A 19449-nucleotide genomic window follows, 5' to 3' on the forward strand; every position below is an offset into this window, starting at 1 on the left:
GCATTTGAAATCAGTGTTGCTCGAGTGCATCCAGCAGCGGCGAACGCGCAACGCCCGCAGCCACCCTGGCCCGCAACTCCTTCGGCAACTTCGCCCGCCCCTGCTGTGCGGCAGTCTGCGATGCGAATTCGACGAAACAACCACTTCCAGAACCGGTCAGTCGCGCGGTACCGATGTCGCTCAACGCGGCAAGCGCTGCCTCGACGGCAGGCTCGCGGCGGCGCAGCACCGGTTCGAACGCGTTCCCGACCAAGGCCCCGGAAGCGAAGTCGTCTATTTTCGCCACTGGGCTGTCGCGCGTCAAATCCGGGGCTGCGAACAGGACCGGGGTCGGAACATGAACGCCGGGCTCGACCACCACATACCAGGCCGGTGCCAGGGTGATCGGCTGCAGCCGCTCTCCCACACCTTCGGCCCAGGCGTTACGGCCACGCACGAACACCGGCACATCCGCGCCCAGGCGCAGGCCCAGCGCGGCCAACGCGTCCTCGTGCAGAGCGGCGTTCCAGAGCCGGTTCAGCGCCACCAGCACGGTGGCAGCGTCGGATGACCCACCGCCGAACCCACCACCGGCCGAAATATGCTTTTCGACGATGATGTCGACACCTTGGTCGATGTTGGCGACCTCTTTCAGCATGCGAGCGGCACGTACGGCCAAATCGTCGGCCTCGTCCACACCCGGCAATCCCTCACCCTGCCGACGTACCTGGCCGTCTTCACGCAGGCGCAGGCCGATGCGGTCCCCCCAATCCAGCAGGCGGAACACGGTCTGCAGCTCGTGATAGCCGTCGGCGCGGCGGCCGGTGATATGAAGGAACAGGTTCAGCTTGGCCGGGGCCGGCCACCAGGACCAGCCCGCATCCTCCGCACCCGCGCTCATGGCGCGCCCTGCCCCCACTGGTCCACCAGCAGGCGAACCTTGGCGTCTCCGCTACTGGCTTCGATCCGGCGCGGCAGGGACGGGCGCCCGGCCTCGGCGGGGTACCAGTCCAGGTACTGGATCTGCCAGCCCATCTGCTGCATGCGGCGCGGGCGGCCTTCGCCATCACGCTCGACATTGCCCGCGCCGGCGGGATCGGCAACCGCCAGCCCACGCACCCACTCGGGCAGGGAGTTGACCGGGATTTCCCAGCCCGTGGCCTCCAGCAGCAGCTGCTGCGCGTCCTCGCCTTCACGCGGGCCGCCGGCCAGTCCCTCCAGGCGACCGCCTCCATGCTGGCTGTCGCCGGTCAGCTTCCAGCTCTGACGGGTCACGGGTGCACTGAGCTCGATCACGTAGCGCCGCCCGGCCTGCTGCCAGTCGATGCGTCCACTGCCACCGTCCTTGCCCTTGCTGACCGCTACCCGGCCCTGGAAGGACCACTCCGGCTGCGCCTGCAGCGCCGCCACCCGAGCGGCTTCGGCCTGTGCCGCTTCCGCCGACACGGTCTCGACCACGGCCGGCGCCGGTGTCTTCTGGGTGCCCAGCGACGTACAGGCAGTCATGGCGACGGTCGCCACTGCCAACAGCAGCGGCCGGAAAAGAACACTCATGGATTGAATTTCTCGCGGGCACGCTGCAGCGCGCGGTTGTCGGGGTCGAGCCTGGCCGCTTCCTCGAAGAAGTGGCGGGCCTCGTCATGCCGGCCGAGCACCCACAGCACTTCGCCGACGTGTGCGGCGATCTCCGGATCCTTGGCCAGGGTCCACGCACGACGCAGCTGCACCAGCGCCTCTTCGTTGCGGCCCAGGCGATACAGCACCCAGCCATAACTGTCGACGATGGCGGCATTGTCCGGCTCGGCCACGCGGGCACGGTCGATCAGTTCCAGCGCCTCCTGGTAGCGACCGGTGCGATCGGCCAGGGTGTAGCCCAGCGCATTCAGCGCCGGCACGTTCTCCGGCTCGGTGATCAGGATCTTGCGCAAGTCGGCCTCGGCACGGGCAATATCATCACGGCGTTCCCAGGCCAACGCACGCGCGTACAGCAGTGCATTCTCGTCCGGGTAAGCGGCCAGACCGCGGGCCAGCGCATCCAGTTCACCTGCATCGTCGCTGGCGCGCTGCCGCAGTTCCGCTTCCAGCAGATAGGCGTCGCGGCGCACCTCATCGTCCACGCCTGCATCGGACTGGATCGCGTGTACCTCGTCCAGCGCCAGGCTCTGGCGCCCGGCAAGCGCCTGTGCGCTCGCCGCCCGCAGGCGGGCCTCGCTCAGTTCATCGCCGCCCGGCACGCTGTGATACCACTGCACCGCTTCCGGATAACGCTTGAGATACTCCGCGATCTTGCCCAGCAGCAGGCGCTGCGCCGGGTCCGGTTTGGCGGCCTGCCGCGACAGCTCGCTGTACAGGTTGGAAAGGGCCGCCTTGTCTCCCTGCTTGGCCAGCAGCGACGCCCGCATTCCCCAGGTCTGCACGTCCTGCGGCCCTACCGCCAGCACCCGCTCGGCGGCGGCCGGCTGGTTCAGGCTGTCGTAGGCAATGGCCACCGCGTTGCGCAGTTCCGGATCCTGGCGGGTCTTCGGTTCGACCTCGCGCAGCAGCGCCAGCGCGCGATCGGTCTGCCCCGCCTGCTGCAGCTGGCTGGCGCGCAGCAACGCCACGCGCGGCTCTTCCGGGAAGCGCTTGACCACCTCATCGATCATGCGCCGTGCCAGCTCCGGCTTTTCCATCCGCAGCGCCAGGCGACCGAATTCCTGCCAGGCCTCGATCTTCGGCGGGATGGCGTTGGCATCGACCAGCTCGCCCAGCACCTGCGCCGGCACGGCCGGATCGCGTCCACCGCCGACCAGCGCGGCCAGGGCAAACTTCCAGCCGCGGTCATCGCTGTCCTGCAGCAGGCTCTGCAGCTCGCTGCGGGCCGCCTTCACGTCGCCCTGGCGCATCGCCAGCGCACCGGCCGCGCTGCGCATGGCCAGCGACCGTGGCGCGCGCTGCTGCCACAGGGCCAGGCCCTGGGCGGCGCTGGCATCGTCGTTGGCCAGCATGGAAATACGGGTCGCGCGCTCGGCCAGGCCGGCATCGCCGTCGCTGCGCTGGGCGGCCTGCAGGTACCAGCGCGCCGCCTCGGCCAGCTTGCCGGCCTGCAGGGCGAACTCGCCGGCCATCACCGGCTCCAGTGCCAGTTCCTCGGTGGCGGCGCCCCGCGCCGGGGGCTGGGCGGGCGCCGCCGACAGGGCCTGGCTGCACGCCAGGGACAGCAGCAGAACACTGGGGATGCGAATCAATGCGGGCATCGTCGGCATCGGGGCCTTAAAATGTCGTCCAATGGCCAGCAGCTTATCGCAAGCAACTGAACAATGACCCTGTGGGTGCTCGGACTGAATCACCAGACCGCGCCGGTGGAACTGCGCGAGCGCGCGGCCTTCGCCGGCGATGCCTTGCCGCGCGCGCTCGGTTCGCTGCGCGACACCCCGCAGATCGCCGAGGCGGTGCTGCTGTCCACCTGCAACCGCACGGAACTGTACGCGGTGGCCGATTCGGCGCAGGCGCTGGACCAGTGGCTGCGCGGCCAGGCCGGCGACCTGCAGGGCTACCTGTACCAGCATGCTGATGCCGACGCCGTGCGCCACCTGTTCCGGGTCGCGACGGGCCTGGACTCGATGGTGCTGGGTGAACCGCAGATCCTGGGCCAGGTGAAGGATGCCTGGTCGACCGCGCGCGACCACGGTCTGCTTGGCCAGCGCCTGGACCGGCTGTTCCAGCAGACGTTCTCCGTGGCCAAGCGTGCGCGCACCGATACCCAGGTCGGCGCCAACCCGGTGTCGGTCGCCTCGGCTGCGGTGCGCCTGGCGCAGAATGCCTTTGCCCGCCTGGATGATTCCACCGTGCTGCTGGTCGGTGCGGGGGAAACCATCGAGCTGGCCGCCCGCCACCTCAGCGAAGGCAAGGTGCGGCGGCTGCTGATCGCCAACCGCACGCTCGCCCATGCACAGGAACTGGCCAGCCGTCATGGCGGCGTGGCCCTGCCGCTGACCGAGCTTGAACGCCATCTGGCCGAGGCCGACATCGTGTTCTCGGCCACCGCCGCACGCGAACCGGTGATCCACCGCGAGACCGTGGCCAATGCACTGCGTGCACGCCGGCACAAGCCGATGCTGCTGTTCGATCTGGCCGTGCCACGCGACATCGAGGCTGAGGTCGGCACGCTCAACGATGCCTTCCTGTACACCGTGGACGATCTGGAACGCGCGGTGGAAGACAATCGACGCGGCCGTCGCGAGGCGGCCGCCGAAGCCGAAGCGATCATCGACCTGCAGGTATCGCGCTTCGTCGAGACCCTGCAGGCCGGCGCCCACCACGCGCCGCTGCGGCAACTGCGTGCCTTCGGCGACGCCACCCGCGCCGAGCTGCTCGAACGTGCCCGTCAGCAGCTGGCCAACGGCAAGCCGGCCGAAGAGGTCATGGAACTGCTGGCCCACGGCCTGACCAACCGGCTCCTGCATCCCCCGACCGCTGCCTTGCGCGCGGCCGCGCTGAGCGGCGATGCCGACCTGACCCGCGCCGCCGAGCGCCTGTTCCCGGCCACGCCGGGTTACCGCCACCCACCCGTGAGAACCGATGACGCCGACCCTGCGCCGTAAGCTGGAAGCGCTGGCCGAGCGCCGCGAAGAACTGGAACGCCTGCTCGCCGAACCCGACGTGGTCGCCGACAACACCCGTTTCCGCGACCTTTCGCGCGAATTCGCCCAACTTGAACCGGTCGCCACCGCACTGGCCGACGAGGCGCGCGCCAAGGCCGACCTGGCCGCCGCCGAGGGCATGCGCGCCGATCCGGACCTGCGCGAGCTGGCCGATGAGGAAATCGCCTCGGCCCAGGCGCGCCTGCAGGAACTGGAGCAGGAGCTGGCCTTGCTGCTGGTGCCCCGCGACCCACGTGACGAGGGCAATCTGTTCCTGGAAGTCCGCGCCGGTACCGGTGGCGACGAAGCAGCGATCTTCGCCGGCGACCTGTTCCGCATGTACGCGCGCTATGCCGAGCGCCAGGGCTGGAAAGTCGAGATCGAGTCCGACAACCCCGGCGAGCACGGCGGCTACAAGGAAGTGGTGGCGCGCGTGGTCGGCCGTGGCGCCTTCTCGCGGCTGAAATTCGAATCCGGCACGCATCGCGTGCAGCGCGTGCCCGCCACCGAATCGCAGGGCCGCATCCACACCTCGGCGGCCACCGTGGCGATCATTCCGGAAGCGGACGAAGTCGATGACATCGTCATCAACCCCGCCGACCTGAAGGTCGACACCTTCCGCTCATCCGGTGCCGGTGGCCAGCACGTCAACAAGACCGAGTCGGCCATCCGCATCACCCACGTGCCGACCGGCGTGGTGGTGGAATGCCAGACCGAACGCAGCCAGCACGCGAACCGCGACAAGGCGATGAAACGCCTGAAGGCGCAGCTGCTCGACGCCGAGCGCCAGCGCCAGGACGCCGCGCAGGCCGAATCGCGTCGCCTGCAGGTCGGCAGTGGCGATCGCAGCCAGCGCATCCGCACCTACAATTTCCCACAGGGGCGGATCACCGATCATCGTGTGGAAGGCCTGACCCTGTATGACCTGCCCAACATCCTCGCCGGCGATCTGGACCCGCTGCTGCAGCGCCTCAGCCACGAGCACCAGGTGGATGCCCTGGCCCAGCTGTCGGCGGGCTGACGTCGATGTCGGCCTGGCAGCAGCGGCAACAACTGCAGCAGGCGATCGCGCGCCAGCCCGGTGACTTCGTCGCCTGGGTGATGCTGGCCGATCTGGAACTGGAAGCCGGCGACATCGGCGCAGGCGAGCAGGCCGCGCGGCGTGCACTGCAGCTGCGGCCGGACCATCCCGAAGCACTGGCCCGACTGGGTCGCGTGGCATGGATGGCCGGTGCGCACGCCGACGCTGCGACGCTGCTGGGACAGGCTTCAGCGCGCGCTCCGGAGCATCCCGGCATCGCGCTGTGGCTGGGCCATGCCCTGGAAGATGCCGGCGACCCCGAGGGCGCGGCGGCCGCGTACCGGCGTGCACATGGGCTGATGCCCGACGAACCCTATATCGCCGCCCAGCGACTGGCATGGCAACGCCGCCTGTGCGACTGGCAGGACGTGGAGGCCCTGGCCGCGCAGGTGCGCGGCGCGGTCGCGACCGGGCAGGGCGCGATCGAGCCCTTTGCCTTCCTCAGCGAAGACGCCAGCGCCGCCGAGCAGCTGGCCTGCGCCCGCACGCGCGCCGCAGCCGTGGCCGCATCGGTGCGGCCGATGCCCGCTGTGAAGGTACGGACGCAGGGAGCCCTGCGGATCGGCTTCCTCTCCAACGGCTTCGGCGCACATCCGACCGGGTTGTTGACCGTTGCCCTGTTCGAGCAACTGGGCCGCCACCCGGAACTGCAGCTGCATCTGTTCGCACTGAACCGGGACGATGGCAGCCGCATCCGCCAGCGGCTGCAGGCGGCAACCCGGCTGCACGATCTGGCGGGGCGCCGCCATGCCGACATCGCTGCCGCCATCCGTGCACGGGGCATCGACCTGCTGTTCGACCTGCGTGGCTGGGGCGGTGGCGGCGCGCCGGAAGTGCTGGCGCTGCGCCCTGCCCCGCTGCAACTCAACTGGCTGGCCTATCCCGGCACATCCGGCGCACCGTGGCTGGATGCGGTGATCGCCGATGCGTTCGTCCTGCCAGCGGCGTTGGCGCCCCACCACAGCGAGCGCGTGGTGTACCTGCCGCGCGCGTTCCAGCCCTCGGACAACACCCGCGCGCTCGAGCCGGCACCGGATCGCGCCGCGTGCGGCCTGCCTGGACACGGCGTGGTGTTCTGCTGCTTCAACAACAGCTACAAGCTCAACCCGCGCAGCATGGGGCGGGCGTTCGCCGTCCTGGCGGCGGTGCCTGGCAGCGTTCTATGGCTGTTGTCCGGCCCCGGCCAGGCCGATGCGCGCCTGCGGGCAGCGGCGCAGGCAGCGGGTCTGGACCCGGCGCGGCTGGTGTTCATGCCCAAGCTGCCGCATCCGCAGTATCTGGCCCGCTATCAACTGGCCGATCTGTTCCTGGATACACACCCGTACAACGCGCACACCACGGCCTCCGACGCACTGTGGGCGGGCTGCCCGGTACTCACCTGCCCGGGCGAGACCTTCGCCGCGCGCGTGGCCGGCAGCCTCAACCATCACCTGGGCCTGGCACGGATGAACGTTGCCGACGATGCGGCGTTCATCGCCACCGCCCGTGCGCTCGGCAACGATCCGGCAGCGCTGGCCGCACTGCGCGCCGAACTGGCACAGGCCCGCGCGCGTAGCGGCGTGTTCGACATGGCCGGTTTCGCCCGCGACCTTTCGGCACTGCTGCAGCAGCTGGCGCACGAGCAGGGCTGGCAGGGCGTCGACGGCGCCTGAGCAACCGCTGCGCTAGGCTGGGCCCTCCTTTCCGCGCGGCATGACGATGGGCAAGCTCAAACGCAAGGACTACGACGAACTGCTGCTGCCGTTGCAGCTGGAACTGACCGCGATGGCCCGCTGGGTGCAGCACAGCGGGCAGCGGTTGCTGGTGCTGTTCGAAGGCCGCGACACCGCCGGCAAGGGCGGCGCGATCCAGGCCATCAGCCAGCACCTCAATCCGCGCCAATGCCGGGTGGTGGCGCTGCCCAAGCCGACCGACCGCGAGGCGACACAGTGGTACTTCCAGCGCTACGTCGGGCACCTTCCGGCGGCGGGTGAGATCGTGCTGATGGATCGAAGCTGGTACAACCGCGCAGGTGTCGAGCGGGTCATGGGCTACTGCAGCGAGAGCGAGTACCAGCAGTTCCTGCGCCAGGCCCCGGTGTTCGAGCAGCTGCTGGTGGATGACGGCATCCTGTTGTTCAAGTACTGGCTGTGCGTGGACCAGGAGCAGCAGGAGAAGCGCTTCGCCGAGCGCCATATCGATCCCCTCAAGGGCTGGAAGCTGTCACCGGTCGACCTGAAATCGCGCAGCAAGTACAGCGCCTATACCGAAGCACGGGAGGCCATGCTGCGTGCCACCCATCGCGAAGGTGCGCCGTGGACCCTGGTGGACTTCAACGATCAGCGGCTGGGCAGGCTGACCCTGGTACGCAACCTGCTTGACCGGTTGCCCGACACCCGCGTGGACGCGCCTCTGCCGGAGCTGCCGAAGCTGAAGGGCAAGCTGCATCGCGAGCACTACGATGTGCTGAAGCCGATCGAGGACTTCCCGGTCGAGGAGTAGGGCTTGTCTGCAGGGTCTGCGGCCCTGCACCCGCTACGAGCAACGGCAGCAGCAACGGCAACGGCAACGGCAGACATACCGCGGGGTGGCGGGGCGGTGTCGGAGTGCGGGGACGCCGCAAGTACGTCCCTGTAGGCTTGGCAGCCGCATCCATGCGGCTGACACCCCGCACTCCGACACCACCCCACCTCTGACAGTTTCCCGACATCTGATAGGTCCACGCCATGCGTGATGGAATCTCTCGGATAGCGAAATCCAAATTGGGGTCAGAGCCGTTTTCCGCAGGAAAACGGATCTGACCCAATAGCCGTTCCGACAGATCGCAGGAGACTGTCGAAGGGGGGGGGGGGGCGGGTGTGGGGGGGGGGGCCCCCCCCCCCTTTGGGTGGGGGCCCGCCCCCCCCCCCCCCCCCCCCCCCCCCCCGCCATCCCTCAGGGAACCCGCTTCCGCTTCGGCTGTTGCTGTCGCTCTGGTTCGCAGCGGGTGCAGGGCCGCAGGCCCTGCCTACACACCCACTACTTCGCAGCCGCGATCTGCTTCTCGATGTCGGCCGCCGTAACCGGGCCTAGGAAGCTGTGCGCCACCCGGCCCTGCGGATCGATCAGATGCGTCAGCGGCAGCCCCCGCGGCGTGGCGAAGTCCGCCGGCGGATCGAACGGATCGACGATCACGATCGGATAGGTCACCGGATGCTTGGTCAGGAACGACTGCATCTCCGGCACCTCGATGTCCTCATAGGCCAGGCCGACCACTTCGATGTTGCTGCGCATGGCGTGCAGCGCGGACAACTCCGGCATCTCCTTGCGGCATGGTGCGCACCACGTGGCCCAGAAATTCACCACCACCCACTTGCCCCGATGGGCCGCCAGGTCGTACTCGCTGCCATCGACGGCCTTCATCTTCAATGTGGGGAACTCGGCCGTGACACGCTCGGCAGGCGTGTCCTCGGCCGCAGGCGGTGCCGCCGGTGCGGGAGCCTGCGCCGGTGGCTGGCTGCTGGCCGGGGTCGCGTCCTGCGCAGGCTTGCAGGCCGCCAGGGCAAGCGCCACGGCCAATGGAACTGCCAGCAGCAGCGGAGTCGTGCGGGTCATGGGGTGTCTCCGGAATCGGGATAGATATCGCTGACGCGACGCTTGAGGCGCTCACGCAGAGGCAGGCGCAGTTCATCCAGCGCCGCCAGCGCGGCCTGGCCCAGGCTGTCTTCGCGGTAGGGCAGATGCTGCTCCGCCACCGGGATGCGCAGTTGGGTGCATTCGTACAGATCGGCCAAGCTGACCTGGTCCAGGTCGCGCGCGAGCAGCCATTCACCCCGCTCGTCGCGGCGCAGCAGGCCGATGGCCTCCAGTTTGCAGGCCAGGTCCTGCAACAGCGAGTCGGTCAGCATCGGCTCCAGCCGCAGGATCTCGTCATCGGCCAGCCCCCTGCCCCGGGCACGCGCCTGGTGGAAGCGGCCGAGCAGGCGCAGCAGCCCATAGAATTCATAGCCCTGCGGCAGGCGCAGCTCGACCGGCTGGTAGCGGAACGCCGCCATCGACGATGCCAGCGATGCGCCAAGCAGCACCGCCACCCAGCACAGATAGATCCACAGCAGCAGGATCGGCACGAACGCGACCGTGCCATAGAGCTTCTGGTAGGACTGGAAACTGCCCAGGTAGGCACCGATGCCCCACTTCACCAGCTCCAGGATCACCGCCGCCAGGATCGCGCCGGGGACGGCGTGCCGCCATTTCACCGTATGGTGCGGCACGACCCGGAACATCAGGCTGATGCAGACGAATTCGATCAGCACCGGTGCCAGCCGCAGCGACAGGTCGGCCAGCCAGCGCCCCTCCTGGGTCCCGAACAGCGGCATTGCCAGTACCCGTGCCGACACTGCCAGCGAGGCGGCGGCAAGCATCGCGCCCAGGGTCAGCACGGTCCAGTAGACCAGGAAGCGGGTCAGCTTGGGCCGGGTCGATCCGACCCGCCAGATCTTGTTGAACGTCTCTTCCACGCTGTTGAGGGTGATCAGCAGCGAGACGACCAGGGCGATGAAGCCGGCTGCGGTGAGCTGGCCAGCGCTGGCCGAGAACTGCCGCAGGTAGCCTTCGGCAGCGCGTGCGGCATTGGGCACGAAGTTGGAGAAGACATAGTCGCTGAGCTGGTCGCTCCAGCGATCAAAGACCGGGAAGGCCGAAAGCACGCCGAACACCACGATCGCCAGCGGAACCAGGGCGAATACCGTGGTGTAGGCCAGTGCGGCGGCCGCCTGGAACAGGCGGTCATCGAGAAAGCGGTGCCACAGGAAGCGGCCGAAGCTGGCGGCACGCGCACGATCGCGCGCGCGTTCCATCCATAGGTTGAGCGTATCCAGAGGTTCCATCGGCGCAAGGGTACCCGATGCGGAATGCACGCAGGATAGCCATACTGGCGTCCACACGATGAGGAGACCTGGGCACGATGGGCGAGATCCTGGTGCTTTACTACAGCCGCGGTGGCTCGGTGGCACGGCTGGCGCGCCAGATCGCGCGGGGAATCGGCGAGGTGCCGGGAATGGTGGCGCGGCTGCGCACGGTGCCGCCGGTGGCGGCCGTGACCCAGACCGCACAGCCGCCGGTGCCCGACGATGGCGCCCCCTACGTGAGCGTGCAGGATCTGGCCGACTGCCAGGGGCTGCTGCTGGGCAGTCCGACGCGGTTCGGCAACATGGCCGCGCCGGTCAAGCACTTCCTCGATGGACTCGGTGCTGAATGGGTCAATGGCACGCTTGCGGGCAAGCCCGCCGGCGTGTTCACCTCGACCGCATCAATGCACGGCGGGCAGGAATCGACCCTGCTGACCATGCAGGTGCCGTTGCTGCATCACGGCTGCCTGATCGTCGGCATTCCGTTCACCGAACCGGGTTTGAGCCACACCACCAGCGGCGGCACGCCCTACGGCGCCAGCCATGTGGCGGGAGCGGCCGACGACCCGCAGCCGACCGATGATGAGGCGGTGCTGGCGCGGGCGCTGGGCCGTCGCGTCGCCGATATCGCGCAGCGGCTGGCCCGATGAACGCCGCGCCGCGTACGGTTCTGCTGCTGGCCCTGATGGGTCTGGCCGCGCTGTTTGCAGGCTGGTTCATCAACGACAAGCACTGGCTGGCCACCCAGCTGGTGTTCACCGCCCCACCGCTTGCACTGGCCATCGCCCTGCGCCTGGGCTGGCGCAAGGCAGGGTTCTGGGCCTCCGTGCTGGCGCTGGGCTGGTTCAGCCATGGCGTGATGAGCGCCTGGAGCCACCCGGAAACGCGCTGGCTGGCCTTGCTCGAGATTGCCCTGGCACTGACCGTGATCTTCGCCGCCAGCCTGCCGGGCCTGCGTGCGCGCTTCGGCAGGCGACGCTGACGCTGCGCCTCCCGGGCCGTATCATCTGCGTTCCCGGCCCCGCGCCGCTGCACCTGTCCTGGTTTCGCGCATGCACATGATGGAAGAGCTCCTGGTCGTCACCACCGGTGGCACGATCGACAAGATCTACTTCGACGACAAGTCGGACTACCAGATCGGCGATCCGCAGATCGGCATGATCCTGCGCGAGCTGGGGGTGACGTTCCGCTTCAACGTGATTCCGATCCTGCGCAAGGACTCGCTGCACATCAACGATGAGGACCGCGAGCTGATCCGGGCCACCATCGCGGCGCAGCCGACCCGGCATGTGCTGGTGACCCATGGCACCGATTCGATGGTGCAGACCGGCAAGGTGCTGGCGACGATCGCGGACAAGACCATCGTGATGACCGGCGCGCTCAGTCCGGCACGTTTCCGCGGTTCGGACGCGGAGTTCAACATCGGCTGCGCGATCGGCGCGGTACAGTCGCTGCCGGCCGGCGTCTACATCGCGATGAACGGGCGGATTTTCGACCCGCAGCACGTGCGCAAGAACGTTGCCGCAAACCGCTTCGAATCGGTTTGAGGAACGGAGTGCCGACCAAGGTCGGCACCCACCACGACGCGGCGGCACGCACCACCGCGCGGCCCCATGCGAAAACGCCCCGGCCGAAGCCAGGGCGTGCCCTAGGAGAGGGTCTTGGGCTCAGTACTGGGCGTTGAGGGTCACGCCCGAGAAGGTGCTGTAGGCCTTCACCCGTACGTACCAGGTACCGGCAGCGGGGCTGTTGACCGTGCAGGTTTCGCTGTTGCCGCTCAGGTACGGACGGCACGTGTAGGCGGTATCGGTCGGCGCGCTGCCCTGCCGCAGGTACAGGTCGGCATCACCGCTGCCGCCGCTGATCGTCACCCGCAGCTGGCTGCTGCCGGACGGGACATTGACGGTGTAGTTCAGCGAAGCGCCCGATGCGGCACCCAGTCCGCTCACCGGTACGTTGTTCTGCAGCACGGTGCCGCCCGGGTTCGGGTTGCCACCGCCATTGATCGCTGCCGCCACTGCAGCATCGGCGTCGATGATGCCGGCGCCACAGCCACCCGAACAGGCACCCGGCAGCGGCCGAGCGGTGCTCTTGATGATGCTTTCCACCTGGGCCGGGCTCAGCGGGCTCGGTGCGACCGACTGCATCAGCGCGACCACGCCGGCCACGTGCGGTGCTGCCATCGAGGTGCCGTTGTACGAGGCATAGCTGGCGCTGCCCGGCGTGGTGGTGCCGGTGTTGAGAGTGGACAGGATGCCCTGGCCCGGCGCGGAGATGTCGATGCCCGTGCCGTAGTTGGAGAAGCTGGCACGTGCGCCCGCCGACGTGGTGGCCGCCACCGCGATCACGTTCGGGCAGTTGGCCGGTACCGATGAAGACACGTTGGTGTTGCTGTTGCCTGCGGCCACCACGACCGTGGTGCCACGGCCGACGGCGCCGTTGATCGCGTTCTGGTAGGTGGTCGAGCAGCTGCCGCCACCACCCAGCGAGAGGTTGATGACCTCGGCCGGATTGGCATTGGCCGGCACGCCGCTGACACTGCCGCCGGAGGCCCACACGATGGCGTCGGCGATGTCGGAGGTGTAGCCACCGCACTTGCCGAGCACGCGCACCGGCACGACCTTGGCATTGAAGGCAGTACCCGCCACGCCGGTGCTGTTGTTGGTCACCGCTGCGACGGTGCCGGCAACGTGGGTGCCGTGCCAGCTGGAGTTGGAGGCCGGGTAGCCTGCGCCACATTCGTTGGCGGCGTACCAGTCACCCTCGTCGTTGGGATTGCTGTCGCGGCCACCGCCGTCGCGTGCCATTGCCGCGTCGCTGATGAAGTCATAGCCGGGCAGGATGTTGGCGTTCAGATCGGGGTGGTTGGTGATGCCGGTGTCGATCACCGCGACGACCACGCCGGTGCCGGTGGCCTTGTCCCAGGCCGGGCGCACGTTGATCGAGGCGTTGGACGTACCGAACCCCCACTGTTCGCTGAAGCGGGTGTCGTTCGGCGTCAGCGTCGCGCGCATGATCTGGTCGACTTCCACGTATTCGACGTTGGGGTCGGCAGCGAGCTTGCGCATCAGCAGCTCGGATTCGGCCTGGTCCAGCGGACGATCGGTCCTGACCAGGGTTGGGCCGACGGCCAGCTTGCGGACCTGCTGCAGGCCCAGCGCGCGGCCCTGGCTGCTGGCAAGGCCCGCAGCCGCTGTCTTCAGCGACGATGCCAGGGCGGTGGTGTTGGCCACCGGCGCACTGCCGTCGCGATACTTGACGATGAAACGCTGGTGCGTCGGCGCGGACTGCAGCCCGCTGAGCTGGACATCACCGGCCAGCGCAGGCGTGGCCAGCAGCAGCGATGAAAGAACGGAAGCACCAAGGACCACCCACACTCGACGCACACGCGGTTGCGTTACCTGGGACATCGTATTTCCCTTTCTAGTGGTGTGAATGCCGGAATCGGCAGAAACACCGGCCCGAACCATGGGCTGGCTTGCGTTGGCGAGGTCCGGAGTCCGGCGAGCCAGCGGATCCCCCTTACGATCCGCCGTGCCGATGACGCTAATGGCCTAAACCGGACACCACAATATTTTCAGTGTCTTTTCAGGAACATGAAATGTTCGATCTGAGACTTTCCGGGTCGAGGGTTTGTGAAGATGAAGGAACTTTCGCGCCACGCGCACGAACCTGACTGGGCAGATGTCCTGTCCACCGATGACTTTGCCGACATCGGCGGCCGGCCTTCCCCGTAAACGACGAAGGCCCGTCGCGGGGACGGGCCTTCGGGGAACAGCGCCGCCGGGCATGGGCCCGGCGCTACCGACTGGCGGGAGGATCAGCCCAGCCTGACCAGCCAGTTGTGACGGTCCGGCAGGCGGCCGTACTGGATGTCGGTCAGTTCCTTGCGCAGCGACATGGTCACTTCGCCGGCCGGCGCGTTGAGGTCACCCACCGAGAAGCCTTCGCCCTTGAGCTGGCCGATCGGGGTCACCACCGCAGCGGTGCCGCAGGCGAACACCTCGCTGATCGCACCGGATGCAACGCCATCCTTCCACTCGTCGATGCTGACCTTGCGCTCCTCGACCTTCATGCCGCGGTCGCGGGCCAGCTGCAGGATGCTCTCGCGGGTGATGCCTTCCAGGATGCTGCCCGACAGCTGCGGCGTGACCAGGGTGCCGTCCTTGTAGACCAGGAAGACGTTCATGCCGCCCAGTTCCTCCAGGTACTTGCCCTCGACCGGGTCGAGGAACAGCACCTGCGAGCAGCCCTGCGCCTGGGCCTTCTGCTGCGGCAGCAGCGAGGCGGCGTAATTGCCACCGCACTTGGCCGCGCCGGTGCCGCCCTTGGCCGCACGCGCATATTCGGTGGACAGCCAGATCGACACCGGTGCCACGCCCTTGGCGAAGTACGGACCGGCCGGGCTGGCGATGACGTAATAGCCGGCCTTGTGCGCGCCACGCACGCCGAGGAAGGCCTCGTCGCCGATCATGAACGGGCGGAAGTACAGGCTGGACTCATCCGCCGACGGCACCCAGGCGCTGTCCACGGCGATCAGCTGCTTCAGCGACTCGACGAAGATCTCCACCGGCAGTTCCGGCAGCGCCAGGCGCTGTGCCGAGCGCTGCAGGCGACGGCCGTTGGCGTCCGGACGGAAGGTCCAGATCGAGCCGTCGGCATGACGGTAGGCCTTGATGCCTTCGAAGATCTCCTGGCCGTAATGCAGCACGGCCGCTGCCGGGTCCAGCTGCAACGGGCCATAGGCACGCACGTTGGCGTTGTGCCAGCCGGTGTCCTTGTCCCACCGCACTTCCACCATGTGGTCGGTGAAGTGCAGGCCGAAACCCGGCTTCTCCAGGATCGTGGCGCGCTCTTCAGCGCTGCGCGGGTGGTCCGAACGGGTGACGGCGAAGCTGGGGATGGACTGGGACACCGGAGGATTCCTGTTCTGGTTGCGGGTAGTGCCGGGCCCGCGTCACTGCGGGCCCTGGGTCAAAGCATGCCGGTCTCGAGACGGGCCGCCTCGGACATCATGTGCTGGTTCCATGGCGGATCGAACACCAGCTCGACGTCGGCCTCGGCCACCGTCGGGATCATTTCCAGCTTGCTGCGCACGTCGTCGACCAGGATGTCACCCATGCCGCATGCGGGCGCGGTCAGGGTCATCTTCACGTCGATCTCGCGCTGGCCCTCGTCCAGATGCTTGATCTCGACCTCGTAGACGAGGCCCAGTTCGACGATGTTCACCGGAATTTCCGGATCGAAGCAGGTGCGAAGCTGCTGCCATACCAGTTGCTCCACCTGTTCGTCGGTGGCGTCGGCCGGCAGTTCCAGCGGAGCGGGTGCTTCCTTGCCGATGGCGTCGCCATCCTTGCCGGCGATGCGGAACAGGTTGCCTTCGACGAATACCGAATAGCTGCCGCCCAGCGCCTGGGTGATGTACCCATAGCTGCCGGCGGGCAGGGTCACGGTGTCGCCCTGCGGGACCATCACGGCCTCGCAATCGCGTTCGAAGTGGACAGGTTCGCTGCTACGGGAATACATGGGGACCGATATGGGGCCGTGGCCATGGCCACGCAAGACGGCATTCTAGCCCAGCCGTCCCGCGCCCGCCGGTGCACCGCGGCAAACCACAGTATCCTGTGGGTGACTTTCAGGAAGCTTCGATGTCCTCCAATGCCGCGCGTGCCAGGACCGTGACCTGGCTCTGGCCCTTCATGCTGCTGCTGGGCCTGGTTGTTGCTCCCCTCGCCTGGATGCTGCTGGCCCTGATGACCGGCCGCCAGGTTGGCTGGATGGCGGTGCTGACCGCTCTGGAACTGGTGTTCATGCTGCGTCTGGGCACACTCGGTCCCGGCCGTCTTCGCGTGGCCCTCGTGGTGGCCGGCACGCTGCTGGTGGCGGCGGCGGCGAACTGGGCGATCGCCAGCGCCTGGATGGGCGGCTCGATGGGGCTCAACCCCTGGGACGCCTCGCTGCGCATGGGCCCGCATCTGGCCTGGACGCTGATCAACCTGGCCAATGGCGCGATGGAATGGCTGTGGCTGGCGATCGGCGTGGCCGTCGGCGCCTGGCTGGCGCGCTGATCGCACCTGATTCGGGTAGCGCCGGGCCATGCCCGGCCCTGCCGCTACGGCTCAATGCCCGCCGTCGAGCGCCTTCAGCTCGCTGACCAGCGACGCTGCCGCCTCAGCGCCGTCCCCGTACAGCATGCGCGTGTTGTCGGCGTAGAACAGCGCATTCTCGATCCCGGCAAAGCCGGTCCCGCGACCGCGCTTGATCACCACCACGTTGCGTGCGTTGATCACGTCCAGCACCGGCATGCCGTAGATCGGACTGGCCGGATCGGTACGTGCGACCGGATTGACCACGTCGTTGGCGCCGATCACCAGCACCACATCGGTACTGGCGAACTCGGGATTGATGTCGTCCATGTCGGCGATCAGGTCGTACGGCACACCGGCCTCGGCCAGCAGCACGTTCATGTGCCCGGGCATGCGCCCGGCGACCGGATGGATGGCGAACTTCACCTTGACCCCGCGCTGCCCCAACCGCTGTGCCAGTTCCCAGATCTTGTGCTGGGCCTGGGCCACGGCCATGCCGTAACCGGGCACGATCACCACGCGCTCGGCGAAGGCCATCATTGCCGCCACATCGGCCGCCTCGATCGGCTTCTGCGCGCCGGTGATCGCCTGTGCCTCTCCGCCTGCACCACCCCCGAAATTGGAGAACAGCACGTTGCGGATCGGCCGGTTCATCGCCTTGGCCATCAGGCGGGTCAGCAGGATGCCCGCCGCGCCGACCATCATGCCGGCGATGATCAAGGCCTCGTTGCCCAGCACGTAGCCCTCGAAGGACACCGCCAGGCCGGTGAATGCGTTGTACAGCGAGATCACCACCGGCATGTCGGCGCCACCGATCGGCAGCGTCATCAGCACGCCCAGCGCCAGTGCCAGCACGAAGAAGGCGATGATCGCCCAGGTGCTGAGCGTGCTGGCCGCGACGATGGCCAGCACCACCACCGCCAGCGCCACCAGCAGGTTCAACGCCTGCTGCCCTGGCCAGATGACCCGCTTGTCGAGGCGACCATCCAGTTTGGCCCAGGCGATCACGGAGCCGGACAGCGACACCGCGCCGATCGCGGCGCCGACCACCGCCAGCAGCAGCACGGTGGTGGAAGGCTGGCGTGCGGCAAGGTCGGCCAGCGCCTGTTCGCTCCAGTGCGTGGTATCGCGATGGGCCAGGAAGGCGTAGCGCAGCAGTTCGACCGCACCGATCGCCGCCGCCGAACCACCGCCCATGCCGTTGTACAGCGCCACCATCTGCGGCATGTCGGTGACCGCGACCTTGCCGGCCGACCACCAGGCCAGGCCGGCACCCAGCAGCAGCGCGACCAGGATAAGCGGCACGTTGTGCAGCTCGGGCAGGAAGAAGGTGGCCGCGGTGGCCAGCAGCATGCCCAGCCCGGCCCAGCGGATGCCGCTGCGCGCGGTCAGCGGCGAGGCCATCCGCTGCAGGCCGAGCAGGAAGAGCGTGGCGGCCACCAGGTAGCTGGCCTTGACCAGCCAATCGAGCAGTTCGACGGTGCTGATGTTCAAGCCTGCGGCTCCTTCGGTTCGTCCTTGCCTGCCCGCGGCGCGCTCGGCCTGAACATCTCCAGCATGCGCGCGGTGACCACGTAGCCGCCGGCGGCGTTACCGGCACCGAGCACCACGGCGATGAAGCCCAGGGCCTTTTCCAGCGGCGTCTGTGCGTGGCCGAGCACCACCATCGCGCCGATCAGCACGATGCCGTGGATGAAATTGGAACCCGACATCAGCGGGGTGTGCAGGATCACCGGCACCCGCGAAATGATCACGTGGCCGGCGATGGCGGCCAGCATGAAGATGTACAGCGCCACGAACCCGTCACTCATCAGCAACGCTCCCGCTCTGTCTTCGTCGGCCCATCATAACCATGGGCTGAACCCGGCGCGCATCCTCGTCAACCGGGGCCGCGCTCACGCGTTGTCGATGGTGACCCCGAGCAAGGAACCGTACCCTGTGCTGGTGAGCAGCCCCGTCCCCCCGACCGCCGACACCGATGCCCTGCCAGCATCGCTGGGAGCGTTCCTGGCGAGCATCGGCCCGCGCGCGTTCCGCTTCGCCGAGGCCGGCCTGCGCCAGCGCGAGGATGCCCTGGACGCCGTGCAGGATGCCCTGCTGCGCATGCTGGACTATGCCGACAAGCCCGCCAGCGAATGGGCGCCCCTGTTCTGGAGCATCCTGCGCCGGCGGGTGATCGACCTGCAGCGCCGACGCCGCTTCCGCCTGCCGTTCTGGCGCGACAACCAGGATGCCGACGGTGCCGACATCGACTGGGCCGACCCCGGCCCTACCCCGGCGCAGGCGCACGAGCAGCACCAGCAGTACCAGCAGCTGGTGCAGGCGCTGCGTACGCTGCCCGCCCGCCAGCGCGAAGCGTTCACCCTGCGCGTGCTGCAGGATCTGGACGGCGCCACCACCGCCCGCGCCATGGGCTGCAGCGAAGGCGCGGTAAAGACCCATCTCGCACGCGCCCGGCAGGCGCTGCAGGATTATCTGGAGAACCCCCCGTGAACCGCTCCCTGCCCTCCGATGACGCCTTGCGGCGCCTGCATGCGCATTCTCTGCAGGCGCTGTCGCCGGCAACGCTGTCGCGCCTGCGCCAGGCCCGCCAGGGCGCCCATGCAGCCCATCGTGGGCGCTGGCGTTGGTGGCTGGCCAGCGCCTGCTCGCTGGTGGTGGCACTGGGCATCGGCGTGCAGTTCACCGGTCCGGACGTGCCGACGCGGCCAGCGCCGGTACCGACCGTTGCCGCAGTGGAAGACAACAGCGCGCTGTACGACGAGAATCCCGATCTGTACCTGTGGCTGGGCGACACCGACCTGGCGATGGAGTGA

The 19449-nt window shown here is 68.3% G+C and carries 20 protein-coding genes; 10 read left to right on the forward strand and 10 right to left on the reverse strand.

Going from position 1 to position 19449, the window contains the following annotated elements; all coding sequences use genetic code 11:
• Positions 1-10 precede the first annotated feature (10 nt).
• From ispE to ACVOMM_RS09110, 3 genes are read right to left on the reverse strand one after another with little or no spacing between them, the layout of a single operon-like run.
• Positions 11-880: a 4-(cytidine 5'-diphospho)-2-C-methyl-D-erythritol kinase gene (ispE, locus tag ACVOMM_RS09100; protein ID WP_481526142.1), complete on the reverse strand. Its 870-nt coding sequence runs from the start codon at positions 878-880 to the stop codon at positions 11-13.
• Positions 877-1533, reverse strand: a complete 657-nt coding sequence (lolB, locus tag ACVOMM_RS09105; protein ID WP_481526143.1) for a lipoprotein insertase outer membrane protein LolB — start codon at positions 1531-1533, stop codon at positions 877-879. The genes ispE and lolB overlap by 4 nt, the downstream gene beginning before the upstream one ends.
• Entirely contained in the window at positions 1530-3215 is a 1686-nt protein-coding gene (locus ACVOMM_RS09110; RefSeq protein ID WP_481526144.1) for a tetratricopeptide repeat protein, read from the reverse strand. Before ACVOMM_RS09110 ends, lolB begins: the two co-directional genes overlap by 4 nt.
• A gap of 63 nt (positions 3216-3278) precedes the next feature.
• On the opposite strand from ACVOMM_RS09110, the gene hemA reads away from it, so the two are divergent.
• From hemA to ppk2, 4 genes are read left to right on the forward strand one after another with little or no spacing between them, the layout of a single operon-like run.
• A complete protein-coding gene (gene hemA / locus ACVOMM_RS09115; RefSeq protein ID WP_180875738.1) occupies positions 3279-4562 on the forward strand; it encodes a glutamyl-tRNA reductase in 1284 nt (427 codons plus the stop codon).
• The gene (gene prfA, locus ACVOMM_RS09120) at positions 4540-5622 is read left to right on the forward strand and encodes a peptide chain release factor 1 (protein ID WP_053520283.1); all 1083 of its coding nucleotides are present in this window, start codon (positions 4540-4542) and stop codon (positions 5620-5622) included. The genes hemA and prfA overlap by 23 nt, the downstream gene beginning before the upstream one ends.
• Positions 5623-5627: 5 nt before the next feature.
• Positions 5628-7334 (forward strand): O-linked N-acetylglucosamine transferase, SPINDLY family protein, encoded by a 1707-nt coding sequence (locus ACVOMM_RS09125; RefSeq protein ID WP_180875737.1) that lies wholly within the window; start codon positions 5628-5630, stop codon positions 7332-7334.
• A 46-nt stretch (positions 7335-7380) separates the two neighbouring features.
• A complete protein-coding gene (ppk2, locus tag ACVOMM_RS09130) occupies positions 7381-8163 on the forward strand; it encodes a polyphosphate kinase 2 (RefSeq protein ID WP_053520281.1) in 783 nt (260 codons plus the stop codon).
• Positions 8164-8679: 516 nt separating this feature from the next.
• Here ppk2 and ACVOMM_RS09135 read toward each other — a convergent pair.
• Both ACVOMM_RS09135 and ACVOMM_RS09140 read right to left on the reverse strand, forming a co-directional pair.
• Complete coding sequence (locus ACVOMM_RS09135; RefSeq protein ID WP_053519158.1) at positions 8680-9255, reverse strand: TlpA family protein disulfide reductase; 576 nt, start codon at positions 9253-9255, stop codon at positions 8680-8682.
• Positions 9252-10526 (reverse strand): YihY family inner membrane protein, encoded by a 1275-nt coding sequence (locus tag ACVOMM_RS09140; RefSeq protein WP_053519156.1) that lies wholly within the window; start codon positions 10524-10526, stop codon positions 9252-9254. Before ACVOMM_RS09140 ends, ACVOMM_RS09135 begins: the two co-directional genes overlap by 4 nt.
• A gap of 77 nt (positions 10527-10603) precedes the next feature.
• Here ACVOMM_RS09140 and wrbA point away from each other — a divergent pair, with 77 nt between their 5' ends.
• The 3 genes from wrbA (at position 10604) to ACVOMM_RS09155 (ending at position 12094) form a co-directional block, all read left to right on the forward strand.
• Complete coding sequence (wrbA, locus tag ACVOMM_RS09145) at positions 10604-11197, forward strand: NAD(P)H:quinone oxidoreductase (RefSeq protein ID WP_053519154.1); 594 nt, start codon at positions 10604-10606, stop codon at positions 11195-11197.
• Entirely contained in the window at positions 11194-11529 is a 336-nt protein-coding gene (locus tag ACVOMM_RS09150) for a DUF2069 domain-containing protein (protein WP_065175995.1), read from the forward strand. Before wrbA ends, ACVOMM_RS09150 begins: the two co-directional genes overlap by 4 nt.
• A gap of 79 nt (positions 11530-11608) precedes the next feature.
• Positions 11609-12094, forward strand: coding sequence for an asparaginase domain-containing protein (locus ACVOMM_RS09155; protein WP_053519164.1), 486 nt, complete (start codon positions 11609-11611; stop codon positions 12092-12094).
• Positions 12095-12214: 120 nt separating this feature from the next.
• Here ACVOMM_RS09155 and ACVOMM_RS09160 read toward each other — a convergent pair whose 3' ends face one another.
• From ACVOMM_RS09160 to sufT, 3 genes are all read right to left on the reverse strand, one after another.
• Entirely contained in the window at positions 12215-13957 is a 1743-nt protein-coding gene (locus tag ACVOMM_RS09160) for a S8 family peptidase (RefSeq protein WP_053519150.1), read from the reverse strand.
• Positions 13958-14367: 410 nt separating this feature from the next.
• Positions 14368-15462, reverse strand: coding sequence for a branched-chain amino acid aminotransferase (locus ACVOMM_RS09165; RefSeq protein WP_053519148.1), 1095 nt, complete (start codon positions 15460-15462; stop codon positions 14368-14370).
• Positions 15463-15521: 59 nt separating this feature from the next.
• Complete coding sequence (sufT, locus tag ACVOMM_RS09170) at positions 15522-16073, reverse strand: putative Fe-S cluster assembly protein SufT (protein WP_004144911.1); 552 nt, start codon at positions 16071-16073, stop codon at positions 15522-15524.
• Between the two features lie 122 nt (positions 16074-16195).
• Between sufT and ACVOMM_RS09175 the strand changes: the two genes are divergently transcribed.
• A complete protein-coding gene (locus ACVOMM_RS09175) occupies positions 16196-16615 on the forward strand; it encodes a hypothetical protein (RefSeq protein WP_128988688.1) in 420 nt (139 codons plus the stop codon).
• A gap of 51 nt (positions 16616-16666) precedes the next feature.
• On the opposite strand, the gene ACVOMM_RS09180 is transcribed toward ACVOMM_RS09175, so the two are convergent.
• Both ACVOMM_RS09180 and ACVOMM_RS09185 read right to left on the reverse strand, forming a co-directional pair.
• On the reverse strand, positions 16667-18127 hold the full coding sequence (locus ACVOMM_RS09180; protein WP_128988690.1) for an NAD(P)(+) transhydrogenase (Re/Si-specific) subunit beta: 1461 nt from the start codon (positions 18125-18127) through the stop codon (positions 16667-16669).
• Positions 18124-18444, reverse strand: coding sequence for an NAD(P) transhydrogenase subunit alpha part 2 (locus tag ACVOMM_RS09185; RefSeq protein ID WP_053519142.1), 321 nt, complete (start codon positions 18442-18444; stop codon positions 18124-18126). Before ACVOMM_RS09185 ends, ACVOMM_RS09180 begins: the two co-directional genes overlap by 4 nt.
• Positions 18445-18541: 97 nt before the next feature.
• On the opposite strand from ACVOMM_RS09185, the gene ACVOMM_RS09190 reads away from it, so the two are divergent.
• Together ACVOMM_RS09190 and ACVOMM_RS09195 are read left to right on the forward strand one after the other, a co-directional pair.
• Entirely contained in the window at positions 18542-19126 is a 585-nt protein-coding gene (locus ACVOMM_RS09190) for an RNA polymerase sigma factor (RefSeq protein ID WP_481526145.1), read from the forward strand.
• A complete protein-coding gene (locus tag ACVOMM_RS09195) occupies positions 19123-19449 on the forward strand; it encodes a hypothetical protein (protein WP_053519138.1) in 327 nt (108 codons plus the stop codon). Before ACVOMM_RS09190 ends, ACVOMM_RS09195 begins: the two co-directional genes overlap by 4 nt.

This window comes from Stenotrophomonas sp. STEN009 (assembly GCF_056760395.1).